At 37.1% G+C, this 24,703-nt stretch carries 24 protein-coding genes and 1 other annotated feature; of the genes, 2 read left to right on the forward strand and 22 right to left on the reverse strand.

From position 1 onward, the window contains the following. Positions 1 to 5: 5 nt before the first annotated feature. A complete protein-coding gene (locus tag BKP57_RS02420; protein ID WP_050353329.1) occupies positions 6 to 620 on the forward strand; it encodes a lytic transglycosylase domain-containing protein in 615 nt (204 codons plus the stop codon). Between the two features lie 432 nt (positions 621 to 1,052). On the opposite strand, the gene BKP57_RS02425 is transcribed toward BKP57_RS02420, so the two are convergent. Next, positions 1,053 to 2,138 (reverse strand): M42 family metallopeptidase, encoded by a 1,086-nt coding sequence (locus BKP57_RS02425; RefSeq protein ID WP_072740936.1) that lies wholly within the window; start codon positions 2,136 to 2,138, stop codon positions 1,053 to 1,055. Between the two features lie 971 nt (positions 2,139 to 3,109). Beyond that, complete coding sequence (dut, locus tag BKP57_RS02430; protein WP_072740937.1) at positions 3,110 to 3,544, reverse strand: dUTP diphosphatase; 435 nt, start codon at positions 3,542 to 3,544, stop codon at positions 3,110 to 3,112. 356 nt (positions 3,545 to 3,900) lie between these two features. Between dut and BKP57_RS02435 the strand changes: the two genes are divergently transcribed. Beyond that, positions 3,901 to 4,293 (forward strand): hypothetical protein, encoded by a 393-nt coding sequence (locus BKP57_RS02435; RefSeq protein ID WP_050353332.1) that lies wholly within the window; start codon positions 3,901 to 3,903, stop codon positions 4,291 to 4,293. 364 nt (positions 4,294 to 4,657) lie between these two features. Here BKP57_RS02435 and BKP57_RS02440 read toward each other — a convergent pair whose 3' ends face one another. The 20 genes from BKP57_RS02440 to polA form a co-directional block, all read right to left on the reverse strand. Then, positions 4,658 to 5,242, reverse strand: a complete 585-nt coding sequence (locus BKP57_RS02440) for a TVP38/TMEM64 family protein (protein WP_072740938.1) — start codon at positions 5,240 to 5,242, stop codon at positions 4,658 to 4,660. Between the two features lie 194 nt (positions 5,243 to 5,436). Further along, positions 5,437 to 5,718, reverse strand: coding sequence for a DUF1294 domain-containing protein (locus BKP57_RS02445; RefSeq protein WP_050353334.1), 282 nt, complete (start codon positions 5,716 to 5,718; stop codon positions 5,437 to 5,439). A gap of 598 nt (positions 5,719 to 6,316) precedes the next feature. Beyond that, a complete protein-coding gene (gene rplT / locus BKP57_RS02450; protein ID WP_050353335.1) occupies positions 6,317 to 6,673 on the reverse strand; it encodes a 50S ribosomal protein L20 in 357 nt (118 codons plus the stop codon). Positions 6,674 to 6,736: 63 nt separating this feature from the next. Continuing rightward, positions 6,737 to 6,934, reverse strand: a complete 198-nt coding sequence (gene rpmI, locus BKP57_RS02455) for a 50S ribosomal protein L35 (protein WP_050353336.1) — start codon at positions 6,932 to 6,934, stop codon at positions 6,737 to 6,739. A 56-nt stretch (positions 6,935 to 6,990) separates the two neighbouring features. Next, positions 6,991 to 7,494 (reverse strand): translation initiation factor IF-3, encoded by a 504-nt coding sequence (gene infC, locus BKP57_RS02460; protein WP_050353568.1) that lies wholly within the window; start codon positions 7,492 to 7,494, stop codon positions 6,991 to 6,993. Between the two features lie 159 nt (positions 7,495 to 7,653). Next, positions 7,654 to 7,778, reverse strand: a sequence feature (ribosomal protein L20 leader region). A 594-nt stretch (positions 7,779 to 8,372) separates the two neighbouring features. Further along, positions 8,373 to 8,795: a phosphotransferase family protein gene (locus BKP57_RS23250; protein WP_249664958.1), complete on the reverse strand. Its 423-nt coding sequence runs from the start codon at positions 8,793 to 8,795 to the stop codon at positions 8,373 to 8,375. Between the two features lie 10 nt (positions 8,796 to 8,805). After that, a complete protein-coding gene (locus BKP57_RS23255; RefSeq protein WP_254217545.1) occupies positions 8,806 to 8,967 on the reverse strand; it encodes a hypothetical protein in 162 nt (53 codons plus the stop codon). Between the two features lie 409 nt (positions 8,968 to 9,376). Next, on the reverse strand, positions 9,377 to 11,326 hold the full coding sequence (gene thrS, locus BKP57_RS02475) for a threonine--tRNA ligase (protein WP_072740940.1): 1,950 nt from the start codon (positions 11,324 to 11,326) through the stop codon (positions 9,377 to 9,379). 133 nt (positions 11,327 to 11,459) lie between these two features. Next, positions 11,460 to 11,636, reverse strand: a complete 177-nt coding sequence (locus BKP57_RS21860) for a hypothetical protein (RefSeq protein ID WP_156875265.1) — start codon at positions 11,634 to 11,636, stop codon at positions 11,460 to 11,462. A 14-nt stretch (positions 11,637 to 11,650) separates the two neighbouring features. Next, on the reverse strand, positions 11,651 to 12,508 hold the full coding sequence (ytxC, locus tag BKP57_RS02480) for a sporulation protein YtxC (protein ID WP_050353339.1): 858 nt from the start codon (positions 12,506 to 12,508) through the stop codon (positions 11,651 to 11,653). A 624-nt stretch (positions 12,509 to 13,132) separates the two neighbouring features. Then, entirely contained in the window at positions 13,133 to 14,059 is a 927-nt protein-coding gene (gene dnaI, locus BKP57_RS02485; RefSeq protein WP_072740941.1) for a primosomal protein DnaI, read from the reverse strand. A 22-nt stretch (positions 14,060 to 14,081) separates the two neighbouring features. Beyond that, positions 14,082 to 15,422 carry a replication initiation and membrane attachment family protein gene (locus tag BKP57_RS02490; RefSeq protein ID WP_050353569.1) on the reverse strand — a complete coding sequence of 447 codons (1,341 nt, stop codon included), beginning with the start codon at positions 15,420 to 15,422 and terminating at the stop codon, positions 14,082 to 14,084. A gap of 7 nt (positions 15,423 to 15,429) precedes the next feature. Next, positions 15,430 to 15,912 carry a transcriptional regulator NrdR gene (nrdR, locus tag BKP57_RS02495; protein WP_050353341.1) on the reverse strand — a complete coding sequence of 161 codons (483 nt, stop codon included), beginning with the start codon at positions 15,910 to 15,912 and terminating at the stop codon, positions 15,430 to 15,432. A 28-nt stretch (positions 15,913 to 15,940) separates the two neighbouring features. Then, positions 15,941 to 16,333, reverse strand: coding sequence for a hypothetical protein (locus BKP57_RS02500; protein ID WP_050353342.1), 393 nt, complete (start codon positions 16,331 to 16,333; stop codon positions 15,941 to 15,943). 220 nt (positions 16,334 to 16,553) lie between these two features. Further along, on the reverse strand, positions 16,554 to 16,931 hold the full coding sequence (speD, locus tag BKP57_RS02505; protein ID WP_050353343.1) for an adenosylmethionine decarboxylase: 378 nt from the start codon (positions 16,929 to 16,931) through the stop codon (positions 16,554 to 16,556). 647 nt (positions 16,932 to 17,578) lie between these two features. After that, positions 17,579 to 18,610: a glyceraldehyde-3-phosphate dehydrogenase gene (locus BKP57_RS02510; protein WP_072740942.1), complete on the reverse strand. Its 1,032-nt coding sequence runs from the start codon at positions 18,608 to 18,610 to the stop codon at positions 17,579 to 17,581. Positions 18,611 to 19,117: 507 nt separating this feature from the next. Beyond that, on the reverse strand, positions 19,118 to 19,390 hold the full coding sequence (locus tag BKP57_RS02515) for a hypothetical protein (protein WP_050353345.1): 273 nt from the start codon (positions 19,388 to 19,390) through the stop codon (positions 19,118 to 19,120). A gap of 589 nt (positions 19,391 to 19,979) precedes the next feature. Next, the gene (gene coaE, locus BKP57_RS02520; RefSeq protein ID WP_050353346.1) at positions 19,980 to 20,585 is read right to left on the reverse strand and encodes a dephospho-CoA kinase; all 606 of its coding nucleotides are present in this window, start codon (positions 20,583 to 20,585) and stop codon (positions 19,980 to 19,982) included. Between the two features lie 5 nt (positions 20,586 to 20,590). Then, on the reverse strand, positions 20,591 to 21,424 hold the full coding sequence (gene mutM, locus BKP57_RS02525) for a DNA-formamidopyrimidine glycosylase (RefSeq protein ID WP_050353347.1): 834 nt from the start codon (positions 21,422 to 21,424) through the stop codon (positions 20,591 to 20,593). A gap of 12 nt (positions 21,425 to 21,436) precedes the next feature. Further along, the gene (polA, locus tag BKP57_RS02530; protein ID WP_072740943.1) at positions 21,437 to 24,076 is read right to left on the reverse strand and encodes a DNA polymerase I; all 2,640 of its coding nucleotides are present in this window, start codon (positions 24,074 to 24,076) and stop codon (positions 21,437 to 21,439) included. Positions 24,077 to 24,703 lie beyond the last annotated feature (627 nt).

Genomic DNA, 24,703 nt, shown 5'->3' on the forward strand with positions numbered 1-24,703 from the left:
GCAATATGGAGATTAGAGAGTTGCAAAAAATGATGCAATATGAGGCAATGTCTATCCTTACGTCTAATTCAAGTGGATTTTCTAGTCACTCTCCGATGATTGATCTCGCTTTTAAACAATTGTTACAAGAGCAGTTAAACAAAGTGAACGTGATGCAAGCTTCGAAAGCATTACAGCACAAAAACAATACATATCCCTTTAACGGTTCGGTAACTAATGATTCGAAAGTTCCTCCACGCAACACAGGAGATATTGATGCACTTATTCGAGATGCAGCAAGCCAGTATCAAATAGATGAGCGCCTCATTCGGTCTGTTATCCAGGCAGAATCCAATTTTAACCCACATGCGAAAAGCAGCGCTGGAGCGCAAGGTTTAATGCAATTAATGCCAGCTACTGCAAGAGGCTTAGGTGTGGCAAATCCTTTTGACGCTTGGCAAAATATTCAGGGTGGTGTCAAATATTTAAAGCAGATGATGCAACGGTATAACGGAAATACCGAATTGGCATTGGCTGCCTATAATGCTGGACCAGGAAATGTAGATAAATATCAGGGAATTCCACCTTTTAAAGAAACGCAAAACTATGTTCAAAAAGTAATGAATGGTTATTTAGCCTAATGTAGTAAATAATATTCGTTCATCAGAAAATAGTGCGGAACAGCAAACCCCACTCATTAAAGATTCACTTCTTTTCCTTTTCGTTAATTATGAAGCGAAATGCAATCAAATATAATTAAAAAAGAAATGGAGACATATATAACAAGTCTTCATTTCTTTTTCATTGTATAGGTAACTATAAAATGAGGTGCTTGTGGATAACGAAATAACCGAATAGCCACGTCCAGCGCATGAGCTCAGCAACGATGCGACTTTAGAAATGCGCCCTCCGATAAGGCCTCATCGGTTCGTCGCAAAGAGGAAGGCCGACTAAAAACGGGCTTGCCGCCTGACGTCGGCATACCCCTGTTTTTAGTGGCATGATTCCTTTATCTTTAGTTGATTCGTTCCATTCACTACGTTGCTAAACGGGCGCCCCGCGCCTTTGTTCTTTTAAGCCAGAATTAATTCATTAACTGTATTACGATCCAGCTTCTTAATTGTTTCCACGATTAATTTTACTGCATGATCAAAATCATCACGATGCAAAATACCAGCATGTGTATGAATATATCGTGTCGCAATCGTAATCGATAAAGATGGTACACCGTTTGCTGTTAGATGGATTGAACCAGAATCTGTTCCGCCACCCGCCATAGATGTATATTGATACGGAATATTGTTTTCTTCTGCAGTTTTTACAACAAGGTCGCGAACGCCTTTATGTGCTACCATAGAAGCATCATATAACACGATTTGTGGTCCTTTCCCTATCTTGCTATCTGCTTCATGATCCGAAACTCCTGGAGTGTCACCAGCTATCCCTACATCAACGCCAAAACCAATATCAGGTTTTATCGTATTAGCAGCTGTTTTAGCTCCACGAAGTCCGACCTCTTCTTGAACAGTTCCTACCCCGTAAACAATGTTAGGATGATTCTCATCTTTTAGCTGCTTTAGTACTTCAATAGCGATCGCACAACCGATACGATTGTCCCAAGCTTTTGCTAATAATAGTTTTTCATTTTTTAACGGTGTAAACTCAAAATAAGGTACTACTGAATCTCCTGGTTTCACACCGAATGACTCAGCTTCATCTTTGCTAGAAGCACCGATATCAATAAACATATCTTTAATTTCAACTGGCTTTTTCCGCGCTTCTGCCGAAAGGATATGTGGCGGCTTTGATCCAATAACACCGGTCACATCTCCATTACTCCCCATAATCGTTACACGTTGGGCGAGCATTACCTGGCTCCACCACCCACCTGTTGTTTGAAAATAAACAAACCCTTTGTCGTCAATTCTTGTAACCATGAAGCCAATTTCATCTAGATGACCCGCAACCATGATTTTCGGACCATTTTCATCACCTGTTTTTTTGGCAATTAAGCTCCCTAGGTTATCGTAAATTACTTCATCCGCATACGGAGAAATATACTTATTCATTACATCACGAGCTTCTTTTTCATTGCCTGGTATACCTTTTGCATCTGTTAAGTCCTTAAACATCGTTAACGTTTCGTCCAACTTTACCATATGTAGTCACCTCTTCATTAAACTAATTTCTATTATACCTCTTATTAGCGAAGTTTCAAAATCGTTAATACATACCTGGTCTATCTCCTGACGAAGAGAACAAATCTTTTGATTTGATTCAACCACCTAATCTCTTTTATTTTAGCGAACTGAACATTATTTTACTGGAAGCTTCTCCAAATAAGCTTGCTGGATATCTGCTTTCAGAAACACCTAATGCTTGTCATATGTTTCCCCTAATACGGATGTTGTTAATTGCAATTTGCCACATTTTGAAGAAAAAAGAACCCTCTTCCCCAGATAAATCCATCTGGAAAACCAGCCGTTCTTCCTGTAAGCCGCGAAATAACGTCTATTGTGTATCAGGATATTATGATATTTCTCATCGCTAAAAAGGGAACCTTCCATCAGTGGAGGTTTTCATTCATCCCCTACTGATTGTATGTACCGTAATGGTATGGAGCTAAAGGCTAGGGGTATTTAGGTGCTGTTATTTCCCACCTAGACTTGTCGCGGTACAGATTATCCAACTCCTAAAGCGGAAGTCTTACAGCACCTTATATACGGTATAAATGTAAATCATAATTATTGTTTACCTGTTTTCAAAAATCCATTCAAATACCAATTGAAAAATAAAAGCACATGAAAATCGGAATTTCTTTGTGATACCCGCAATTGGAAGATGTTTCAGTACCTTTAGCCCCTTGTACGTACTTTTTATTCTATCTGGTAGTCGCTTAAGAACATTATTGCCATCACAATAAGAAACAACTCTTCTGCTTGGTAGTTTATTTTAGACAATTATACTCTTTCAAATGTCGGGGTGCTTATCCTATATGAAGCTTTTTGCCAATTAACATATCCAGTTACCTAATGGGGCTACGTGTATTTATTATCTGCGAAAGTTGAGATAACAACAGTTTTTTTGATGCTTATGTCACTTTCAACAAATATGTATGGACTGTCTTTATTTATTTGCCAGATGAACCAAACCCATTTTTATCTCTAGCTGTGTTAGACAAATTGTCTGTTTGTTCGAGTTTAACTTGTAATACTGGAGCAATAATCATCTGAGCAATTCTCATATGTTTTTCTATTGTAACATCCTCTTTCCCATGGTTAATTAAAATTACCTTTATTTCACCTCTATATCCTTCATCAATAGTTCCAGGGCTATTTAAAACTGTAACCGAATGTTTTAAAGCTAAACCACTTCTAGGTCTAACTTGTGCCTCTGTCCCTTTAGGTAATTCAATCTGTATTCCAGTTCGAACTAATTCAGCTTCTCCAGACTTGATTATTTTCTCCTCGATAGAAAATAAATCCAGACCAGCGTCCCCATCATTTGCACGAAATGGTAATTTTGCTTCTTCATGTATTAACTTAATTTTTAAATTATACTCCATTCATATCACCCATTTTTAATAAATTTATATAGCATTAATCTTTTTATTTCGGTTGAAAAAAATACTGATTAAATAAGAATTAATAGTTTTACATACATAGCAAAAATTGCCCCCCTAGCTTTCCTAAATCTACAACTAAAGCGAAATATTATCCACGACTACATCTTGCCTATCTACTCCTTTATTTGTTTCCATATACGTATCTAATTGATTTTACTGCCTTCCAACCCATAATAAATCTTCCTCGTCACATCTTTCAACGATTGTAACATGAAAAATAAAAAATAGTGAAACCTTTAGATATATCGTTTCGTATAAGAAGGGAATCATGGAATAATAATCAGGGAGACGATAGTATGATAGTCATTTTATTTCGCATACTGATTGTGCTTGCTTTGGCATTGCTTATATATACTTGGATTCAATATTATCGTAATCCCCAACGAAAATTGCAAATTGCTAAAGCAGAGGGAATTTATTATTTTTTAGACGAACCTAGCAACAGTAAAAAAAATCTCCAATTTGTGTATAAAGGATGTTTGTTTGAAGGTGAAAAATATGTGGGAACAACAGAGGATTCTTTTGAAGTTGTTAATATACATGTAACAGCAAAGGACCCTCTTGAGCTTAGCGGTTTGCGAAGGGACGACTTATATTTCCTTGAAGAGGAAATATTAATTCGTTATCCCCACGCTAAAATTGAATGGAAACACCCGATTAATCAATTGCTGATAAGTCCCATGGAATAAATAAAATGAAAACGCCATTCGGTATAATTTTCCTTCCATTCCTACTAATAAAATCTTTAAAAAGGTACTTTTTCGACGTGGGGGCATCGAATGTGAAGTTTTTCTTGTCCTTGAAAAAGAAGCACACTTTTTGCATGCCACGCATTTTGGTGGCATCTTACCTATGCCGGTCGGGATTTCATGTGCGCTATCTCCCACTTAGACTTCTTCGCGTCTACAAATCCTGAAGTGGGAGCTTTATGGCACTTTTTATGGGGGATACATGCAGATTGGGCATACGACCCATAATTCGTAAGTACAAATTTTTTCAGTTCGGCTATATGTGCTACCACAAACCAGCGCATAGATCTAGTGCTTTATTGCGTTAAGTGCTCTCTCTTGTTTGAATATGGAAAAATTCTTGCCATTTGATATAAATTTCTTTTCTGCGTAGCATATAGATGCACGGCAACAGAATTAGTAAGCATAGACCAACATATAACGGCGTTAAGTTAGAAATCCACTGGCCAATGAAAGTATAAATAAATGCTAGAGGAATATTAGATAAAAGAGATGATTTCGTATAATCTTTCCAGCTTGACGATATTTCCAGTAAACATAAAGACAGCAAGTGAAAATGAATAAACGGAATAAGACGAAGCAGTGCTATTTGTGATGTCGTTAAAGCTGTTTGTTTACCTATCACTTTCTCCTTTATTTTTTGAAAACGTTGCATGGACTTTGGCATTCTATATACAAAAAAATAAAATATAACGCTGGATAACGTGATGCCTATAAGCGAATATAGCGTTCCTGCAATAGCCCCAAATAGTATCCCACCTGACATACAAATAAAAATTACCGGTAAGAAAAACAGCGGTCGTAGTAAATGAAAACTGATAAATAATATTGGGGCGAATAAGCCTCCTTTTTCAATGAAAGCCAATAGATAATTCCCCAAAAATTCCATGCTCTGCCTCCTCCTTGTTGAACTATTACAGATATAAAAGTACTGTACATTAGTACATGTATATGACAGGAGACGAGCCTTTATGACAAGAAAACGGGATACGTCCACTATATTAAACTTCTAATATATATCATTTCGTTGAACAAACACAATACACTTTCATACACTAAACCAACTGTGTTTCTGTATAAAAATCAAACCCTTAATGCCCATATTAAATACACGATCAATACACAGTGACTAATAAATAACATCGGTACCCCGATGACGAAACGCTTATGCTTGGTTTTATGGCGGAAAACTTTCATTCCGAACCAGATTCCCAGCGCTCCACCTAAAATTGCCAACATCCATAACGTCCGTTCTGGAATTCGATAGTGTTGCTGCTTTGCTTTTTGCTTATCGACTCCCATGAACAAAAAAGCAATGCTATTAACGCCAAGCAAATATAAAAAAATTGCATTCCAATTATCCATCCTACCTTTTTCCTCTCTAAGCTTTAACTTGGTTGCTACCCAAACTGCCTTTCGTGTATGTATTCTATTTCATGAAAGCTCCAAATATCTCTAATATAAAGTCTAATCCTTTATGCTTTCAAAACATTGACTTCCATAAAAGGGAACAAAGGCGTAAGTGCCCGTTTAGCAACGTAGCGAATGGAACGAATCAACTAAAGATTTAGGAATCATGCCACTAAAAACAGGGGTATGCCGACGCCTGAGCGGCAAGCCCGTTTTTAGTCGGCCTTCCTCTTAGCGACGAACCGATGAGGCCATATTGTAGGGCGCATTTCTAAGTCGCATCGTTGCTGGGCGCTGAAGCCGGACGTGGCTATTCAGTTATTCCCTCATCCCAAAGCAACAAATTTTATATTTTCTTATCTTTTTAGAAAAACTTGGCTTGTCGCCAAGTCTTATGGCGGAAGCCTTTGTTTTTCTTATACTATAAACCAAAAAAATCTTATACTTTCCTATAGTGTAAAAAAAGGACCAAATTACTTTGCAGTGGCAAAATATTTGGTCCCTTCTATTTCAATCAGATGGAAAGAAAACCCCGTCAGATTGAAATTTCACTTTATTTCAATGCTTCTTTTGCTTTTGTTACTAATTGAGAAAAAGCTTTTTCATCATTAATTGCTAAATCAGACAGCATTTTACGATTAATATCAATGCCAGCAACTTTCAAACCGTGCATTAGCTTGTTGTAAGACATATCGTTTAAGCGAGCAGCTGCATTAATACGGGAAATCCAAAGTTTACGGAAATCACGCTTTTTCTGTTTACGGTCACGATAAGCGTACTGACCTGATTTCATTACTTGTTGTTTTGCTGTTTTAAATAACGTTCTCTTCGAACCATAATAACCTTTAGCTAATTTAAGGACGCGTTTACGACGTTTACGCGTTACTGTTCCACCTTTAACACGTGGCATAATAATTCCCTCCTAATACAAATCAAAAATAAATTTTACCGTTCTAATTATTCCAATGCTCGCTTATTTATAAGGAAGCATCGTTTTAATTCTTCTAAAATCTCCAGCTGATACTGTAGTTGTTTTACGAAGTTTACGTTTTTGTTTTTGAGATTTATTCGCAAACATGTGGCTTGTATAGGCATGCCCACGTTTTAATTTTCCAGTACCTGTTTTCTGAAAGCGTTTCTGAGAACCTTTATGGGTTTTCATTTTTGGCATAGTGTTTTTCCTCCTTGTAACATATCTAACAGTCTCTTACACTCAACAACTGCAATTTATTTTTCATTTACTGGAGCAAGCATCATAAACATATTACGACCTTCCATTTTCGGCTTTGTCTCTACAGTCGCAATGTCTTTTACTTCCTCAGCAAATCGATCAAGCACTTCTCGTCCTAATTCTTTATGCGTAATAGCGCGTCCGCGGAAACGAACGGCCGCTTTTACTTTATCGCCTTTTTCTAAGAATTTACGAGCATTTTTCAGCTTCGTTTCAAAGTCATGATCGCCAATTCCCGGGGTAAAACGAACCTCTTTTACGTTAATGACTTTTTGTTTTTTTCGTGCTTCTTTCTCTTTTTTCTGCTGCTCAAACCGGTACTTTCCGTAATCCATAATCCGACATACAGGCGGTTTAGCATTTGGAGCAACAAGCACTAAATCAAGGTTACGCTTTTGGGCAATTTCTAGAGCTTCCTGACGTGATTTCACTCCCAACTGATCCCCATTGGCATCAATTAGACGTACTTCTCGAGCACGAATCTTCTCATTAACATTCATTTCCTTGCTAATTATCATCCACCTCCAAATATTTTCGCTGTGATCTTTTTTGACAAGCTACATTTCATCACAATGAGGTACTTAAGCTAAGCTTAAGTCTTTAGACGCAGAAGCTTGAAAAGTATTTTCTTCAAGAGAAGCAAATTGCTTCCTTTCCCACGTCTAAAAAAAGCGTGGGCAATACAGCACCCACACTTCTCCAATCGTCTATATGAATCGGTTAAAACCAGCCAACTGCCTGATGGCGTCGAACAGGTGAGAAGCGGGTGCTTCTACTTGTCTTTAGATCATTTAATTATCAACTACATAAGAATAGCATATATATCGGATAATGTCAAAAAAAGAATGAATAAACAGTCTGTCGCGTCTTTATGAAAGCTACTCTCACTTTTAATTTTCTTTTATATAGCTCCTCAGTAAAAAAGCTTAAGAATAGTCGCTTTTACTTACAGTGGATACTCATACCGTTTTCCGCGGCGGGCCAACTTCCTCGGAAAAAAGCGGCTTTCTGCGTAATTTTCAGCTGTCCTCCAAGACTCACTAATCGTGAATGAGTAGATCTTTCTTGGCGGGAATCCCACCCATTATATACATGTGCCCGGTTGCTCCAGGAGACTTCGTGTTATATCCATTGCTTGTTGGCGATTTTAACACTACCAAAAACTCTACTAAGATTTTACACAGCACTCGCGCTAGAAAGCTTCTTTCCCAAGGATAACTACCCATTCTTTGGCGAGGCTTTTCCATTCACCTCTCATTTTCATATATAATATTCAAAAGTCTTTCTTCATCTTCTGAAGCTACATTTTCGGACAATCTTGCTGCTACAATAATTGGAGCCCATTTAAAAAATGTCTCGGCGTGACAAGCCACTTGCCTTACAGTAATAAAAAAGGATATTTTTCCACTATTTCCTGCGAATACTGAGAATACAACAAATACGAACGATTCACATCAGCATGAATATCTCCGACAGTAGCATCCACCCAATCAATAATAGTCATTCGGTTATTTGCTGCAATTAGATTAAACAAATGAAAATCACCATGGCATAGTTTATCTCCATCAGCAATTTCCTCTAGCAACTGAAGGAGTTTTGTTTTTTTCAACTGTTCCAACTGATCAGCCGCATTAATTTGCTGTTTAAGTTTTTCCTTCATCTGTTCCAAATCACTTGAATGGATAGTAACATTATGCAAGCGCTGTTGCTCCTCTACAGTTAAGGAAATAACCTCATCTAAAGGAAGTTCTTTTGCTATTAATCTTTCTCCTAACGTTTTCCCTTTTATATATTCCATCATAATTGCTTGCCTACTGCCTTTTAGTTACATCAAATACTTTTGGAACAGGAAGACCGCTTGAATAGACAAAAGTCTGCTTACTTGCCTCATGGACAGCTTCATTAGGAAGAACGTTTTCACGAAATAGCTTTACAACCATATTGTCCACAAGATATTTCTGCTGTATTTCCACTTGCTATCGGTTTTCCTAAATCCACGCATACCGACCCCCTCTTTTCTATTTCGCTATTTTGGGGGAATATTGTTTATTGCAAAACATTCTATCGTTTTCTATTCACGTAGAACTTCAATCATTCTAGGATTTTTTTCTTCCATCTCCTACAATTAAAAAGTAAAATAAAGACTCAAATCGCAGGCACCTTGAAAAAGAGAAATTCTACGTTTGACATTTTACTCGCCAACAGATTTGGGGGTTTTAGATGCCGTTATCTCCCACTGAAACTTTTTACATTTATCCACAAATCTTGAAGTAGAGGTCTTATGCCACCTTACATTCGGGATAAAAATAAAACAGCTTCTTGTTAATGAACAAAGCTGTTTTATTTGTTTTATTTGTTTTATTCTTTTTTCAATTGTCCGTTTTATTTCGAAGTCTTATGCAACACTTTATTGTCTATTTCTTGTTTAATCATAGCAATAAATGTCTCCAGAGAAACTGTTTCTGTTTCTTTTTCTCCATAACGACGAATGTTCACTGCGTGATCGTTCACTTCATGATCACCAAGGACGAGAGCAAATGGGACTTTTTGCGTTTGCGCCTCACGGATTTTATAACCAATCTTTTCATCCCGTTCATCAACCGCAACCCGTACTCCGTCTAGTCTCAATTTGTCAGCAACCTGCTTTGCATAATCCAAATGTGCCTTAGGAGAAACTGGAATGACTTTAACTTGAACAGGAGCAAGCCAAGTAGGAAATGCCCCTTTATATTCTTCAATTAAAAAGGCAACAAAGCGTTCCATGGTGGAAACAACTCCACGGTGAATAACAACCGGACGATGATGTTGTCCATCTTCACCAATATACGTTAAATCAAAGCGCTCTGGAAGGTGAAAGTCAAGTTGTACCGTTGATAATGTTTCATCTTTTCCTAAAGCAGTTTTCACTTGTACATCTAGCTTCGGACCATAAAACGCTGCTTCCCCTTCTGCTTCTACATAATCCACTTGCATGTCTTCCATTGTTTCCTTTAACATCGCTTGCGCTTTTTCCCACATTGCATCATTATCCACGTACTTTTCTTTATCTTCTGGGTCACGATACGAAAGTCGGAAGTAATAATCGTTGATACCAAAATCTTCATATACTTTTTGCACTAGCTCAACTACACGAATAAATTCATCTTTTAATTGATCCGGACGGGCGAAGATATGCGCATCATTTAATGTCATCGCTCTTACACGCTGTAACCCTGCTAATGCACCAGACATCTCATAACGGTGCATGGTGCCAAGCTCAGCAATACGTACTGGAAGATTCCGGTAGCTGTATAATTGGTTTTTATATACCATCATATGGTGTGGACAATTCATTGGCCGCAATACAAGCTCCTCATTATCCATGGTCATCGCCGGAAACATATCTTCTTGATAGTGATCCCAATGACCGCTCGTTTTATATAAATCTACACTACCCAATACTGGCGTATAGACATGGTCATAGCCAAGACGCTCTTCTAAATCCACAATATATCGTTCAATGATTCTGCGGATCGTAGCACCTTTTGGTAACCATAATGGTAAACCTTGTCCGACCTTTTGGGAAACGGTAAAAATATCCAATTCCTTACCTAGTTTTCGATGATCTCGTTCTTTACGTTCTTCCAATAATTTTAAATAATCGTCGACTTGGCTTTGTTTTGGAAAAGCAGTTCCATAAATGCGCTGCAATTGTTTGTTATTGCTATCACCTCGCCAATACGCACCGGAAATACTTAATAACTTAAAGGCTTTAATTTTGTTCGTGGAAGGCACATGAACACCGCGACACAAATCAAAAAATTCACCTTGCTTATAAATCGTTACTTGCTCGTTCTCAGGGATAGCATCGATAAGTTCAAGCTTTAAAGGATCACTTTTAAACATTTGTTTTGCCTCGTCACGAGACACTTCCATACGTTCAATTTCCAAAGCCTCATCAATAATTCGCTTCATTTCTTTTTCAATCTTCGGAAGGTCTTCAGGTGTTATCGAATGCTCCATATCCATATCATAATAAAAACCTTCTTCGATGACTGGACCTACACCAAAGTTTACATCCTTGTAGAGTCGTCTAATCGCCTGTGCCATTAAATGCGCTGTAGAATGACGCATAATGTCAATACCTTCGTCGTCTTTGCTCGTAATAATCTCGATTGAACCGCCATGAACTAATGGACGTCTTAAATCATACGGAACTCCATCTAATTTAATGGCTAATGCCTGCTTTTTTAAGCCAGACGAAATCGATGCCGCGATATCCTCTCCATTTGTTCCTTCTGGGAAGTTTTTTTCTGCTCCATCCGGAAAAATAAACGTTAGTTCTTCAGCCATTGCATTCACTCCTTGTTCAAATTAAAAAACGCCCGCCCCTCTGCATACATGCAAAGGGACGAGCGTTGGTCACGTCGTGGTTCCACCCTAATTCCCGTAATTCAATACGGCTTCATACATCTTTAACGCAGATCTACGCTACTGCTTGCTTCTTCACAGCAGGGCTCCAAGGTGGTAAATCATTACTAGTAAGCGGGAACTTCCAGCCTATGATTCCCTTCTCTAGCATACATCGCAAATGATTCATATCCTTTTCTATGCCGTTCGCAAATAAAATAATAATATAATTCGTATTATAGCGCTTGATCATTGAAAAAGCAAGTCCTAATGCTGTTCTTTCTGCATATAGTGAGAAAATGGAAATTGACGAAGTGGTTCAAAAGTTACTTTTTCCTGAAATACATTAATAACCGTTAACGTTTTTGGTTCAGACGGATCGTCCCCGTAAATATAAATATGTTCTGGAGTCATCGCTATAAGTGGAGCTAAATTAAATTCATTTTCATCTAACCCAACCAAATATAGGGGTTCTTTTTGCATCAGCATACGTAATTCCAGATGCGAAAGAGCTTTACCGTTTTGATTAAAAAATGAAAACGTATCTCCTTGTATAATATAAATATTAGATACAGAAGATTTGCGATTCAAAACGTATCCTCTAAGCATATTAATAAATTCCTGGTGTTCTTCTTCTCTTTTATACTCATCAATTGCAAGACCGACATAATGAACGACATAATCATGAAACACTTTCAACCGAAATTTTACTAATGAATCATAGTGAATGGTCGGTGTATCTTTTATATTAGCAATGAAGAGTGATTCGAGAATCTGTTGTGGGTCTTCATTTTTTCTTACAAATAAACTATCTTTATCTTTCCCAGTCATGACCCAATTTGTTAATTCCATAATTTTTTCCTTTTCGTCTATATCTGTATAAAAGTAAAAATCCTCCATTACTGAAGTAATCCATTTTCCTAATCGATGTGTAATAAATACATTAGTTAAAGATTTTGCAATGGCAGGAATAAGTACTTGATTAGGAATATGTGCATCAAATTGTAAATGATTCCCCCAATCCTTATGTGTTTTCCAATACAGATTAATCTGTTTATTATGCTGGCGCATCTTTTCACAGAAACGAATAACCTCTTTGTCTGACTCGATAAATAATTCAACCAATACATATCACCCTCATCCAACCAAACTGTTACATTATATGGACAAAGAATGAAAATAATGAGTAAACCATTAAAACTAGTAAAGGTCAGTAAAAGTAGATACACCTTATCAGAGCTTATCATCATAATAGAAGCGTTTCACAAAAAATTAGCGCTGTTATATATCTTCTAATATAAAGTAAAGCAGACAAGTTATTTTATAGAAAAACTTGGCTTATCGCCAATTCTTATGGCGGATAGCCATAGTTTTGCTTATACTATAAACCCTTAAAACTGTAGACTTTCCTATAGTACAAGAAAAATACATCTTTCTTTAATCCGTGGAGTTATTGTTATCTGTTATCCTTTGGTTTTACCTTGTAGAGGATAGAAGTGGGCTTACTGCCGGTTAAAGGCGGGATAAAAATGATCAATATACAGTAAAATGCCAATGATCACAAATTGCTCGTCGAGATCATTGGCTTTAAGCAGAATCCATGCCTAGGTCGTGCAGCAGAGGAATCCCCTATAAGAGGTTTTCTTAAAAATGGATTAGCGTCCATTACTAAATGCAATGCGCCACATAATCTGAAGTCATTTAGCGGAGTGGCTTTTTCTCCCACATAGCGTGGAACTTAATCTAAAGTTACGTCCGGCGGTTCTCCGCAAAAATAGCAACTGGTTGGCTTACCTGTTTCATCCGTTCAATAATCCGTCCCGCTTTTACTTCCTCAACACCATTTCTTGTTGAAGCCAAATGGGTTTCCAGTTCTTGCAAACTATAATTGGACGTAAAAAACACAGGCAACCCTTCCATCATGCGATATTGTAATAAAGACCCTAAAATTTCATCTCGAAACCAAGGAGACAGCATTTCTGCTCCGATATCATCAAGCATCAACACATCGGTCTTTTTAAAATAATCCAGTTTTTTATTTAGCGAATCGTCCTTCATCGATGCCTTCATTTCTCTCACAAATTCAGGCATGTAAATTAAAGCGGAAGAAATATACATTTCTTTTAACTTGTTAGCAAGTGCACCTAAAAAATAAGTTTTCCCTACACCAAATGGTCCATACAAATACAATCCTTTAGTGGGAATTTCCTGTTCACAATCCCCAACGAATTTCAAAATTTCACGGACAGCCTGACTGCGTTTCGGATCGGAATCAATATAATCAATCTTTGCTTCTAGGATTTGTTTAGGCATATACAAGCTTTGAACTAACTTCTGTTGTTCTCGCTGTTTTTCATAATTTATTCGCTGATAGCATTTTTCATAGGATAAATGGATTTCTCCTCCTTCGACGTGCAAAACAGGTGAATATCCTGGAAGCATATTCGGGCAAGTTTCAAAACTTGTGCACTTAGCACACTGCTTAGACTGCGTCATATACTCATACAATTTGATTAAGTTTTTATCAATTTCTTTTTTGGTTAACGCTGGGTGCTTGGCGAGAAAAGCTTTAATTTCAGAATCATTTAATACTTCCCGGCGAATTTTTGCATAGTGCTCCTGAAAGTTTTCATTTTCTCTCATCCATTTTTGCAACGTCGATTGTACTGGTTTCATATCCATCATCCTTGATATTGCTTTATTTGTTATGGTTAGAGTATTGCTTTAGCAGCATTTCAATCTCCTTCTGCTCTTGCAACTCGTCTTCCTTGTCTTCCTGCGTCGCCGCAACTTCCTGTTTCTGTTGTTTCTTTTGCTGTTTAAACCATTCTGGCACAACCTCTTTCGTCTGTCTATTCCTAGCTACTGGTTTCTTCGCAGTTTTATAGCTGGTTACTTCTTTTTTAGCAAATGCCATTGCTTCTTTCGCCGTTTTCAAGTTCGCCCTGGACCAATGACTGGCAATTTTCGCTAAATAATTTTTGGACAATTTCATATTCGTCTGTAATAACACGTAATGTATTAAAACATTCATCACCGGTGCTGGCAACCCTTGTGATGTCATTATATCTCCTACTAATCGCAAATCCTGCTCTGAGGCATGGTGACCACTTGATAAATCTTCTAACAGCTGTTTAGGCGAGATAGTTTCCAGATGATTAATCAGCTGCTCCTCTTTTGTATTTGCGGTTAGCTGATTTTTTTTCTGCGGCTCTGTCGTCGTTGCCTTTTCTACTAGACGTATGTGATTTTCTTTATATTTTGATTGAAATAAATCATAGCAGGCTGCTTTAAATTCGTCCACATGCAGTCTGTTTTCCTCCGTTAATGCCCATAATATTGCCTTTTCTATCTCATATGTCTCCAACTCATATAGAAACATCATTTGTGTTATCATTTTACAATTGTAAGTAGTAAGTACCTTCTTTACAGGAATCATCCGTTGCTTTAAGCTTTGCTCAATTGGCGTAAAATCCACACTCTCCATGTTTACACCTTGCTTTGGTTGTTCTTGGTTCATCTTCGGCAAGGAATCAGGCGTAACCGTTTGAAAGACGTCTTGAAAAGAAGCGGTTATATTCTTACCGTATGTATCGCTACTGTTTGACGAGTAATGTTTTTCTAAAACGTCGTACTTCTCTATACCAATATGATGATAGAGAAGCTGGGAAAGCATAGGGTCTTTAAAAAATTGAGCAGGAGAAAAAACAGGCATCAAAACATACGTATACACTCGATTTTCCTGCGAATTTATTTCGTACGTTTTAAGCAGACCAATGCCTTCTAATCTGAGTCTGGCTGCATAGATTTCATCTAAAGGAAGATTTAAGTAATTCATTAATGTATGATGTGTTTGAGGAATTTGTTTTTCAGCTTGTATTTCTTGTTCATGAAGTAATGTTTGATAAAGGATAATAGCAGCCATTCCTATTAACGGTTGATATAAATGAGTTAACGATTTCGCATAATCCATCGGCAACGTACCTTGAAGTTCTACCCAGTATCCCTCAATGGGTAAAATCTTGCCTATCCTGTTCATGTTCCATCTAACCCTTTCCATTCGTGCCCTGATCCTTATTATTATTCATGATGTCTTTTAACTCATCCAAAAAAACATTAATATCTTTAAACTGTCGATAGACAGATGCGAAACGTACATACGCTACTTCATCGATTTCAGAAAGTCGATCCATGATCCGTTCTCCTACATCTTTACTATGAACTTCTGAAATACCATCGTTTCTTATTTCTTTTTCTACATTTAAAGCAATTTCTTCGATCGTCTCCAGCGGTACAGGCCGTTTCTCACAAGCTTTGATGAGTCCTCGAACTAGCTTGTCCCGACTAAATTCCTGCCTGGCACCGTCTTTTTTAACAACAATCAAAGGGACATCTTCAATCCGTTCAAATGTTGTAAACCGAAAGCCGCAACGCTCACATTCTCTTCTTCTGCGAATCGCTTGCCCTTCTTCTATTGGTCTCGAATCAAGTACCTTCGTGCTTTTGTTATGGCAATTTGAACATCTCATCGTTCTGCCCCACTCCTCATTTCAACCGTTACCTGTCTTGTTTTGTGATGAAAGGTAAAGCTTTATTTATTTCGCCATATAATTGTTGAATTACTTTAGTACTATAACCAAAATCCATTGGCAGGGCGGATTCTGTTGTAACAGAAAAGTCTACAGCTGTTTGATAAGGCCGCACCATAATAACTGTTACAATAATAAAAGCTTTTTTTCCTTTTTTGATTTGAACGCTTATCTCTCCATGTTCTTTAGAAATGGAATGAACTTCATATTTTGAAGATTGTTCAAACATATTTTCAAGGACCTGCATTGCTTTTTCTTTCGTTGTTTTATAGTAATGCGTTTGTAAACTAGTATCCCAATGATTATCATGTGTTTCAGCATGATTACTAAAATATTTAGAAATAGTGTTCCGAAAAGCCATGTCAAATGCCACCCTCAGTACAAAATATATTCTATTGTATAGTAGTTTCATTTTAACATGTTTTTTGGAAAACCTCTATATCATGCAACAGTAAATAGTAGATAATAAACCAAAAGCATCCACTAGCAATACTGATACACGGTTTTTCATCTTGTTTCTTCTATTATAATAGACAGCAATGGGTTGACAGACGCAATTGTTGTCTATCAACCCATTCATTTTATATACTTTCCAGCGGCCCAAGGCATAATGCTCCAGTTCCTCTTGTGATTTCCAATTTCTCCACTTGCATAGCTTTTAAACCACGTTCAATAAAACGTACAGCTATATGAGGGTCTACACTCTGACCACACGTATACACATCTACACTTGCATAGCCATGTTCTGGGAAACTATGAACGGTAAGATGTGACTCTGAAATAATAATCACACCACTTATTCCAATAGGTGCAAACTTATGAAAAGTAACTTCTCTAACTTCTGCACCTGCTTTCAAAGCAGCTTCTACAAAAATATGTTCCATATCCTTTATACTATTTAATATATCTCTATGACACTTCCAAAGTTCAACAATTATATGTCTTCCCATTGTATCCATGAATAACTTCACCCTTATGGTGCTCCATTTACTATTTCTCCATTTAACCGAAAAGCCTATATATCCTTCTATCATAGGCATTTATTCGGATACAACGAAAAGTATAAACGTTTTGCCCTTCATTTGCAATCATTTTTATTTCGTAGTATGTGTCAAGTTTTTCTCGACATCGTTGCATATCAATATTTCCAGCACTCTATTTATGTATGGGGGTTTTCATTTATCCCCCACGGCTTGTTAGTACCGGAATGGTATGTATGATCTAAAGCCTCTTACGAAATATTTAGGTGTTGTTATCTCCCACTTAGATTTGTTGCAGAAAAGATTATCAACTCCTGAAATGGGAGGCTTACAGCACCTTATATACGGGATAAACTAATTGTAATGAGCCCTATAGTGACCGTTGTGGAAAACGCTACGTTTTTGGAAATCGATAAAGCACTTGATTCCTTTATTCATTCATATAATCTTATTATAATTAATTCCATAAGAAGGCCTCTTTCAAAATGTATTTGCCGGGTAAGCATACATTTTATAATAGAGTACCTTCTATTTTTGGTTAAAATTACCCTCGAGAAATATTTACACATATTATTCCGTAAAGAGGGGGTAACTCTGTAGGTATTGGTTTCCCCTTATTCCTTGGATTAGCTCATTTGCATATGTTCTTGAGCAAGGTAATACCCTACATGATTCGTTAAATCAAGCACACGCTTCGAGTAACCCCATTCATTATCATACCATGCCAACACTTTCAATTTATGATCTTCGATAACAATGGTTGATAGTCCATCAATAATTGCAGAATAATCCGTGGTAGTATAGTCGATGGACACAAGCGGCTCATCACTATATTGAATAATGCCACTATAATCAGTTTTAGCAGCTTGCTTAAATACTTCGTTAACTTGTTCAGCCGTAACTGCTTTTTTCACATCCACCACAAGGTCAACTAAGGACACGTTAGGTGTTGGAACACGCAATGCCATACCATGTAGCTTTCCATTTAAGTGTGGAAGCACTTCCCCTAGAGCTTTAGCCGCCCCTGTAGAAGTTGGTATAATGGATTGAGTACAGCCTCTTGCTCGTCTTAAATCTTTATGCGGATTATCAATGTTTTTCTGATCATTCGTAAATGCATGTACGGTTGTCATTAATCCATTTTCAATTCCAAAATGATCATCAATAATCTTCACAACAGGTGCAAGGCAGTTCGTTGTACACGAAGCGTTTGATATAACATCATGTATGTTAGGATCATAATCACTTTCATTAACTCCCATTACTATTGTTTGGTCAACTTCTTTACCCGGAGCTGTAATAACAACTTTTTTAGCACCTGCCCGAAGATGCCCCCCAGCACTATCTTTTGTTTTAAACTTTCCAGTAGCTTCAATAACAACATCAATCTTTAATTCGCTCCATGGTAATTGCTCAGGCACACGAGAATTTACCAGCTTTACATGCTTTTCTCCTACCACAATTCCATTATGAAGCGGTTTCACTTCTTCGTTCAAAATCCCGTGTACGCTATCATATTTAATTAGATGTGCCAACGTTTCAGCCGGATAACTGGCGTTGATCGCCACTACATCTAAGTTGTCACCCTTTATCGCTTGTCGAAAAACCATTCGCCCAATTCGCCCAAATCCATTAATTGCAAGTCTTGTTTTTCTCATACGACTTCCTCCCACTATGAGTTATACTTATTTAGCTTATTTATTAAATAGTATAACACATTTAATGAAATATGTGATCCTTAATTGCTATTTCCATTTATGTTTCAGTTTTCGCATAATTATGAACAGGGATGAGGAATAATCTTTTCATAATTGCAAACAGAATTGGATATTTGACTTAAGATTGGAGCCTCTACTAAACCACCTCCCTTTCCAGTAACATGGAAATGACAGTCTTACTGTCTGTCATTTTAGATAAATGCTTTTGGTTATAAGAACAACCATCGTCGGGCGGCAAGCCCGTTTTTAGTTGGCCTTCCTCTTTGTGACGAACCGATGAGGCCTTATCGTAGGGCGCATTTCTAAAGTCGCCTAGTTGCTGGGCTCATGCGCTGGACGTGACTATTCGGTTATTTCATTATCCATAAGCACCTAAGTTTATACTTTCTTATTCTTTAAAAAAAGAAAAGCAAACTAAGTGAATGAAGTTGCTTACCTAATATTACGTTAATCTGTATTTTGAATGGATGGAAGGAATGTTCCTATAAAAGCACCTGATACAATAGCGATAACAAAGAAAGAGTTTCCCATGATCACCCAACCATCTTTAATTAAAATAAAAGATAAAACCATGAAAATAGCAGATGCAACAGATACAGCTATTGCTGGGGTTAAGTAAGTGATCTTTTTATATTTTTTGTTTAGTAAAGTCCGAGAAATAAAATAAAAAGCACCAATGGTTAATATACCCGCAATAAAGAAAACTTCTAAACCATTCACTAAAACCCCTCCTTACTAAACTTATTTCTTTCATTATATAGTTTGATGTTACCTGAAATCAATTCCGAAAAAAGAATAGTAAAAATATAGAAATTATTAATATTATATGAATAACGATTTGATACTTACAATTCCATGTTGTATGTGCTAAACTATTCTTGTTCTTCATGGGACATGCCTCCTTCTACGGTGAAATTTGGTGTCGGGAAACCAACCTTATCTTACCATGAAGGGAGGCATTTTTATTTGATCCACGTTGAAAGCTTTACGGAGCGGCTAGGGCATAGCTAAATAGCTGATGAGACAATAAAGCGAATCTTCAATTAGTGGATGATCTTTCATATAGCCCTAAATTATTACTACCACAAGGGTATGATCTAAAGGTCTTTAACGAATCGGGAATTTAATACCGTTATCTCTCACTTCCCTTTTTCTTGCACATCATATTTTGAAGGGAGAGTCCTATGGCAACTTAAATGCGGGATAAATGGATTGTTCAGCTTTTGCTATATACTTTATGTCCCTGTCATTACAAAACCATTATAAAAAACATTCGCACCAATAATTGATGCGAATGTTTAAACTAAATTTAACGTGGAAGTATATTCCATAACTGTAGCAATTCTTCTAATTGCTGGAAGGTGTGAAATTTGGAGCCAGTATTATCAATGACTCCATCTGCTCTTTTTACTTTATCAGTAATTGGCATTTGTGCAGCAATCCGTTGCTTTGCTTCTGCTTCCGAGTAGCCATCTCGATTCATTAAACGTTGTAATTGCGTATTTTCATCTACGTAAACAACGATGGTTTTATCAACGAGTTCGGTTAAATTATTTTCAAACAAAAGCGGAATATCAAGCACCACACATTGGGCATCCGCTTGTAAATAAGTGTCTCTTCGCTCAACCATTTTCTGTCTTACGGCGGGATGAACAATATGGTTCAATCGCTCTCGCTTTTGGTTATCAGCAAAAATAATTTCCCCAAGCAATTTTCGGTTTATTGTTTTATCTTCACGTAGTATGTGTACTCCAAAATGATGAATAATCTCTTCATAGGCCTTTTCCCCCGGATGTACTACTTCCCTAGCAATTTTATCTGCATCAATCACAGGAATACGAAAGTCATCAAACATGAGAGAAACGGTACTTTTCCCCGTCGCAATACTCCCAGTTAAGCCTAAAACTTTACACATCTTCTTCACCTCTTTAATGGCTGACAGCTGGTACAAATATGTGTACCACGCCCGCCAACTTTTAATTTAGCAATCGTACTACCACATGTTTTACAAGCTTTATTCTCCTGACCATATACATATAATTTCTGCTGAAACATCCCCATGTCACCTTGACTGTTCACATAAGAACGAATGGTCGTACCACCTTGTGATACTGCTTCTCCCAATGTAGCAATCGCCTGTTTACGAATTTCTTTGATTTCTTTTTGGGTTAATTTATTTGCAGGCCGTAATGGATGTATTCCTGCTTTATAAAGTGTTTCATCTACATAAATATTCCCTAAACCAGCGACAATCGTTTGGTCTAATAAAGCTGATTTTATCACGCGCTTTGTTTTTTTCAGCTTTTCAATAAAATAATCAGAGGTAAAAGCAGCATCAAACGGATCAGGACCTAATAAACATAACGGTTTTTGCTTCATTTCTTCTCCCTTATGGAACAAATGCATCGTACCAAATTTCCGCACATCATTATAGCGCAATTCTTCTCCATTGGTGAATTGAAAAGTAATATGTGTATGTTTTTTAACTGGTTCATCATTTCGATGGACACTGTACTTCCCTTCCATACGAAGATGGGAAACGAGGACATAATCATTTAATTGAAATAGCAAGAATTTTCCTTTTCGATGAATATCTAAAATAGTTTGTCCTATAATTTCTGTTTGAAATTGCTGGATGTCATCTGGCTGTTTCACTATTCTCGGCCATTGAACATCAACTTGTGCTATGGTTTTATTGATTACAAATCGTTTTAACGTATTTCGAATTGTTTCTACTTCTGGTAACTCTGGCATCTCCTTAGCTCCTTACTTAGCATCAAACCAACTATCTCCATAAGCATAATCAACCTTTAAAGGTACATTCAACTCTACTGTATTTTCCATAATAGCTGGTACTATCTCTTTTAATGTTTCTATTTCTGACTGTGGTGCTTCTAAAATTAATTCGTCATGAACTTGTAATAAAATTCTTGCTTGAAGTTGCTCTTTCTTTAGCTTCTCATGTAGATCAATCATCGCTTTTTTAATAATATCCGCAGCGCTTCCCTGAATTGGTGTATTCATAGCAGTTCGTTCGGCAAAACTTCTTTGATTAAAGTTTCTACTAGTAATATCAGGCAAATACCTTCTCCGATTCATTATAGTACTCACATAGCCTTGATGCTTTGCTTCTTGAACGATTTCTTCCATATACGTCTTTACACCTGTATAGCTTTCGAAATAACGATCAATAAACTGCTTGGCTCCTTTTCGCGTAATACCTAAGTTTTGTGATAATCCATAATCACTAATTCCATATACAATACCGAAGTTAACAGCTTTTGCTTGTCTTCGCATATTTGCTGTCACCTCACCTTTATCTACATGGAAAACATCCATCGCTGTTTGGGTATGAATATCTGCTTGCTGTTTAAATGCAGCCATTAATTTTTCGTCACCCGCAATATGTGCTAATACCCTTAACTCAATTTGTGAATAATCGGCTGCAAACATAACCCAGCCTTCTTCCGCCGGGATAAAAGCTTGCCGAATCTTCCTTCCTTCTTCTAGTCGAATAGGGATATTTTGTAAATTTGGCTCAATGGAGCTTAAACGACCTGTTTGCGTTAAAGCTTGATTAAAACGAGTGTGAATTTTATTTGTTTTTTCATCGACTACTTTTAATAAGCCTTCAATATAAGTGGACTGTAATTTACCTAATTGGCGATACAATAAGAGCTTTGGAATGATTTCATGTTCATCCTGAAGTTGCTCTAATACATCCGCTGCAGTAGAATATCCCGTTTTCGTTTTCTTAATAACTGGCAGACCTAGCTTTTCAAATAAAATCGGACCTAATTGCTTTGGGGAATTTAAATTAAACGGTTCGCCAGCTAACGCATGTACCTCTTCCTCTAGTTCAGCTAAACGATTTTTTAAATCTATCCGCATTTCCTCTAAACGCTTTGTATCCACAAGCACCCCTGTATGCTCCATCTCTCCAAGAATAAGGGCTAATGGCATCTCTAATTCCTTGAATAATTCGTACTGTTCATTTTCTTTAAGCTGCTTTTCCATTTGCGGTCTCAGTTCGTAAAGCATGGTAGCTTTTCTAACTATATGCTCTGCAAAAACAGACTGTTCAGGAAGCTTCAGCTTCGCTCCTTTGCCATATACTTCTTCATCCATGTAAACATCTGTTCTGCCAAACCGATGGCTAATCGCAGGAATATCATGATTATTTTCCGATGGATTGATTAAATAGGAAGCCAATAGCATATCAAACGCAATACCTTTAATATGCACTCCAGCTCGCAATAAGGAAACTAACGTTTTCTTTGCATCAAACACATATTTCTTTTTGCTTGAATCCTCCAACCATGCCTTAAACAGATCTGATTGTAATGCTACGTCAGTAGGTAAAAAGAAGGCAGCTTTGTTATTAACGATGGAAAATCCTTGAATGGCTGCTTGATGGTAGTTCTCCTCTAACAGTTCAACGATCAATGCTTCTTCTCCTGTAAACATTTCTTCGTTAACCTCATCCATTACTGAAAAATCAATAGGAGCTTGTTGATAGCCTGATTCGGTATTATTTTCTTTTGTACCTTGAATGCGAGTTAATAAAGACTGAAACCCCAGTTCTGTAAAAACGGCTCTCACTTTATCGTGAGCATATCCATTATATTTGACATCGTCTGGCTCAATCGTAATAGGTGAAGAGCGATTAATCGTTACAAGTTTCTTACTCATAAACGCTTCCTCTTTATGGTTTGCTAACTTTTCCTTAAGTTTTTTCCCGCTAACCTCATCCAAATGTTCATACACATTTTCCAATGTATCAAATTGCTTTAATAATTTAACTGCTGTTTTTTCACCAACTCCTGGTACACCAGGAATATTATCTGAGTTATCACCCATCAACGCTTTTAGGTCAATGATTTGCTCTTGAGTAATCTCCATTTTTTCAAGAACAAAATCGGGGGTATACTTTTCCACTTCGCTAATCCCTTTTTTGGTTAAATTCACGGTAACACGATCTGATACTAACTGAAGCAAGTCTTTATCACCAGAAATAATAGTTACTTCCCAGTCATCTTTTTCTACTTTCTTCGATAATGTCCCAATAATATCATCTGCTTCATAATTATCTAATTCGTAATGCGTTATGGAAAATGCGTCCAGTACTTCTTTGAGTAGCGGGAACTGCTCTGATAGCTCAGGTGGGGTTTTTTGCCTTCCACCTTTATACTCTTTATATGTCTCATGTCGGAAGGTGGTCTTTCCTGCATCAAACGCAACCAACATGTGCGTAGGCTTTTCTTCCTCTATCATTCTTAACAACATAGTCGTAAAACCGTACACAGCATTTGTGTATACACCTTTATCATTATTTAAAAGCGGTAACGCGAAGAATGCGCGGTAAATAATACTGTTCCCGTCAATTAAAACCAATTTATTGCTCATAGTTTCGCCTCCGATAAATTCATCATTAAGCATATTTTATCATTCCATCACTATAAAGTGAAACACCTGCTTCTTATAGTGGATTCCTTCAATGAAGAATGTACTAATGGTTTTCACGTAAAGCTTCACGGTTCAACAAAATACATGCTAAAAAAGCTGCTCCCATCAATCAATGAAACCAACCTTGGAAACAGCCAAATGAAAAGGCATAATATTAATCTGTAAATGATATGCTTCCCCCCAGGTAGACAGATTAAAAACGGCCTCAGCTCTATAGAATATAGAACTAAAGCCGCTTCAATCATTTTTATTATTTCGACTGTCTACTTGACAGGGGGGCAGTTCATTTATCAAGTTGCCTTTTTTTAAAAGATAAGAAAGTATAAAATGAGGTGCTTGGGGATAACGAAATAACCGAATAGCCACGTCCGGCTCCATTATTGTTCTAACAGATCAGTTAGTTGCTGAAAATAAGAAATGGGAAGATCAACCTTATAACTTTTGAAAGCAGCATCTGTATCCACTGCTTTCAGTTGCTCTCTTAGTTACTTTTTTTTATGTCTTTCTTATTAGAGAGGGCTATAAGGGCAAGGCAATCCCTATTGCTTCGCTTCGTTCATATTTCGC

Source organism: Virgibacillus sp. 6R, from assembly GCF_001895305.1.
Classification (GTDB): Bacteria; Bacillota; Bacilli; order Bacillales; family Amphibacillaceae; genus Virgibacillus; species Virgibacillus pantothenticus.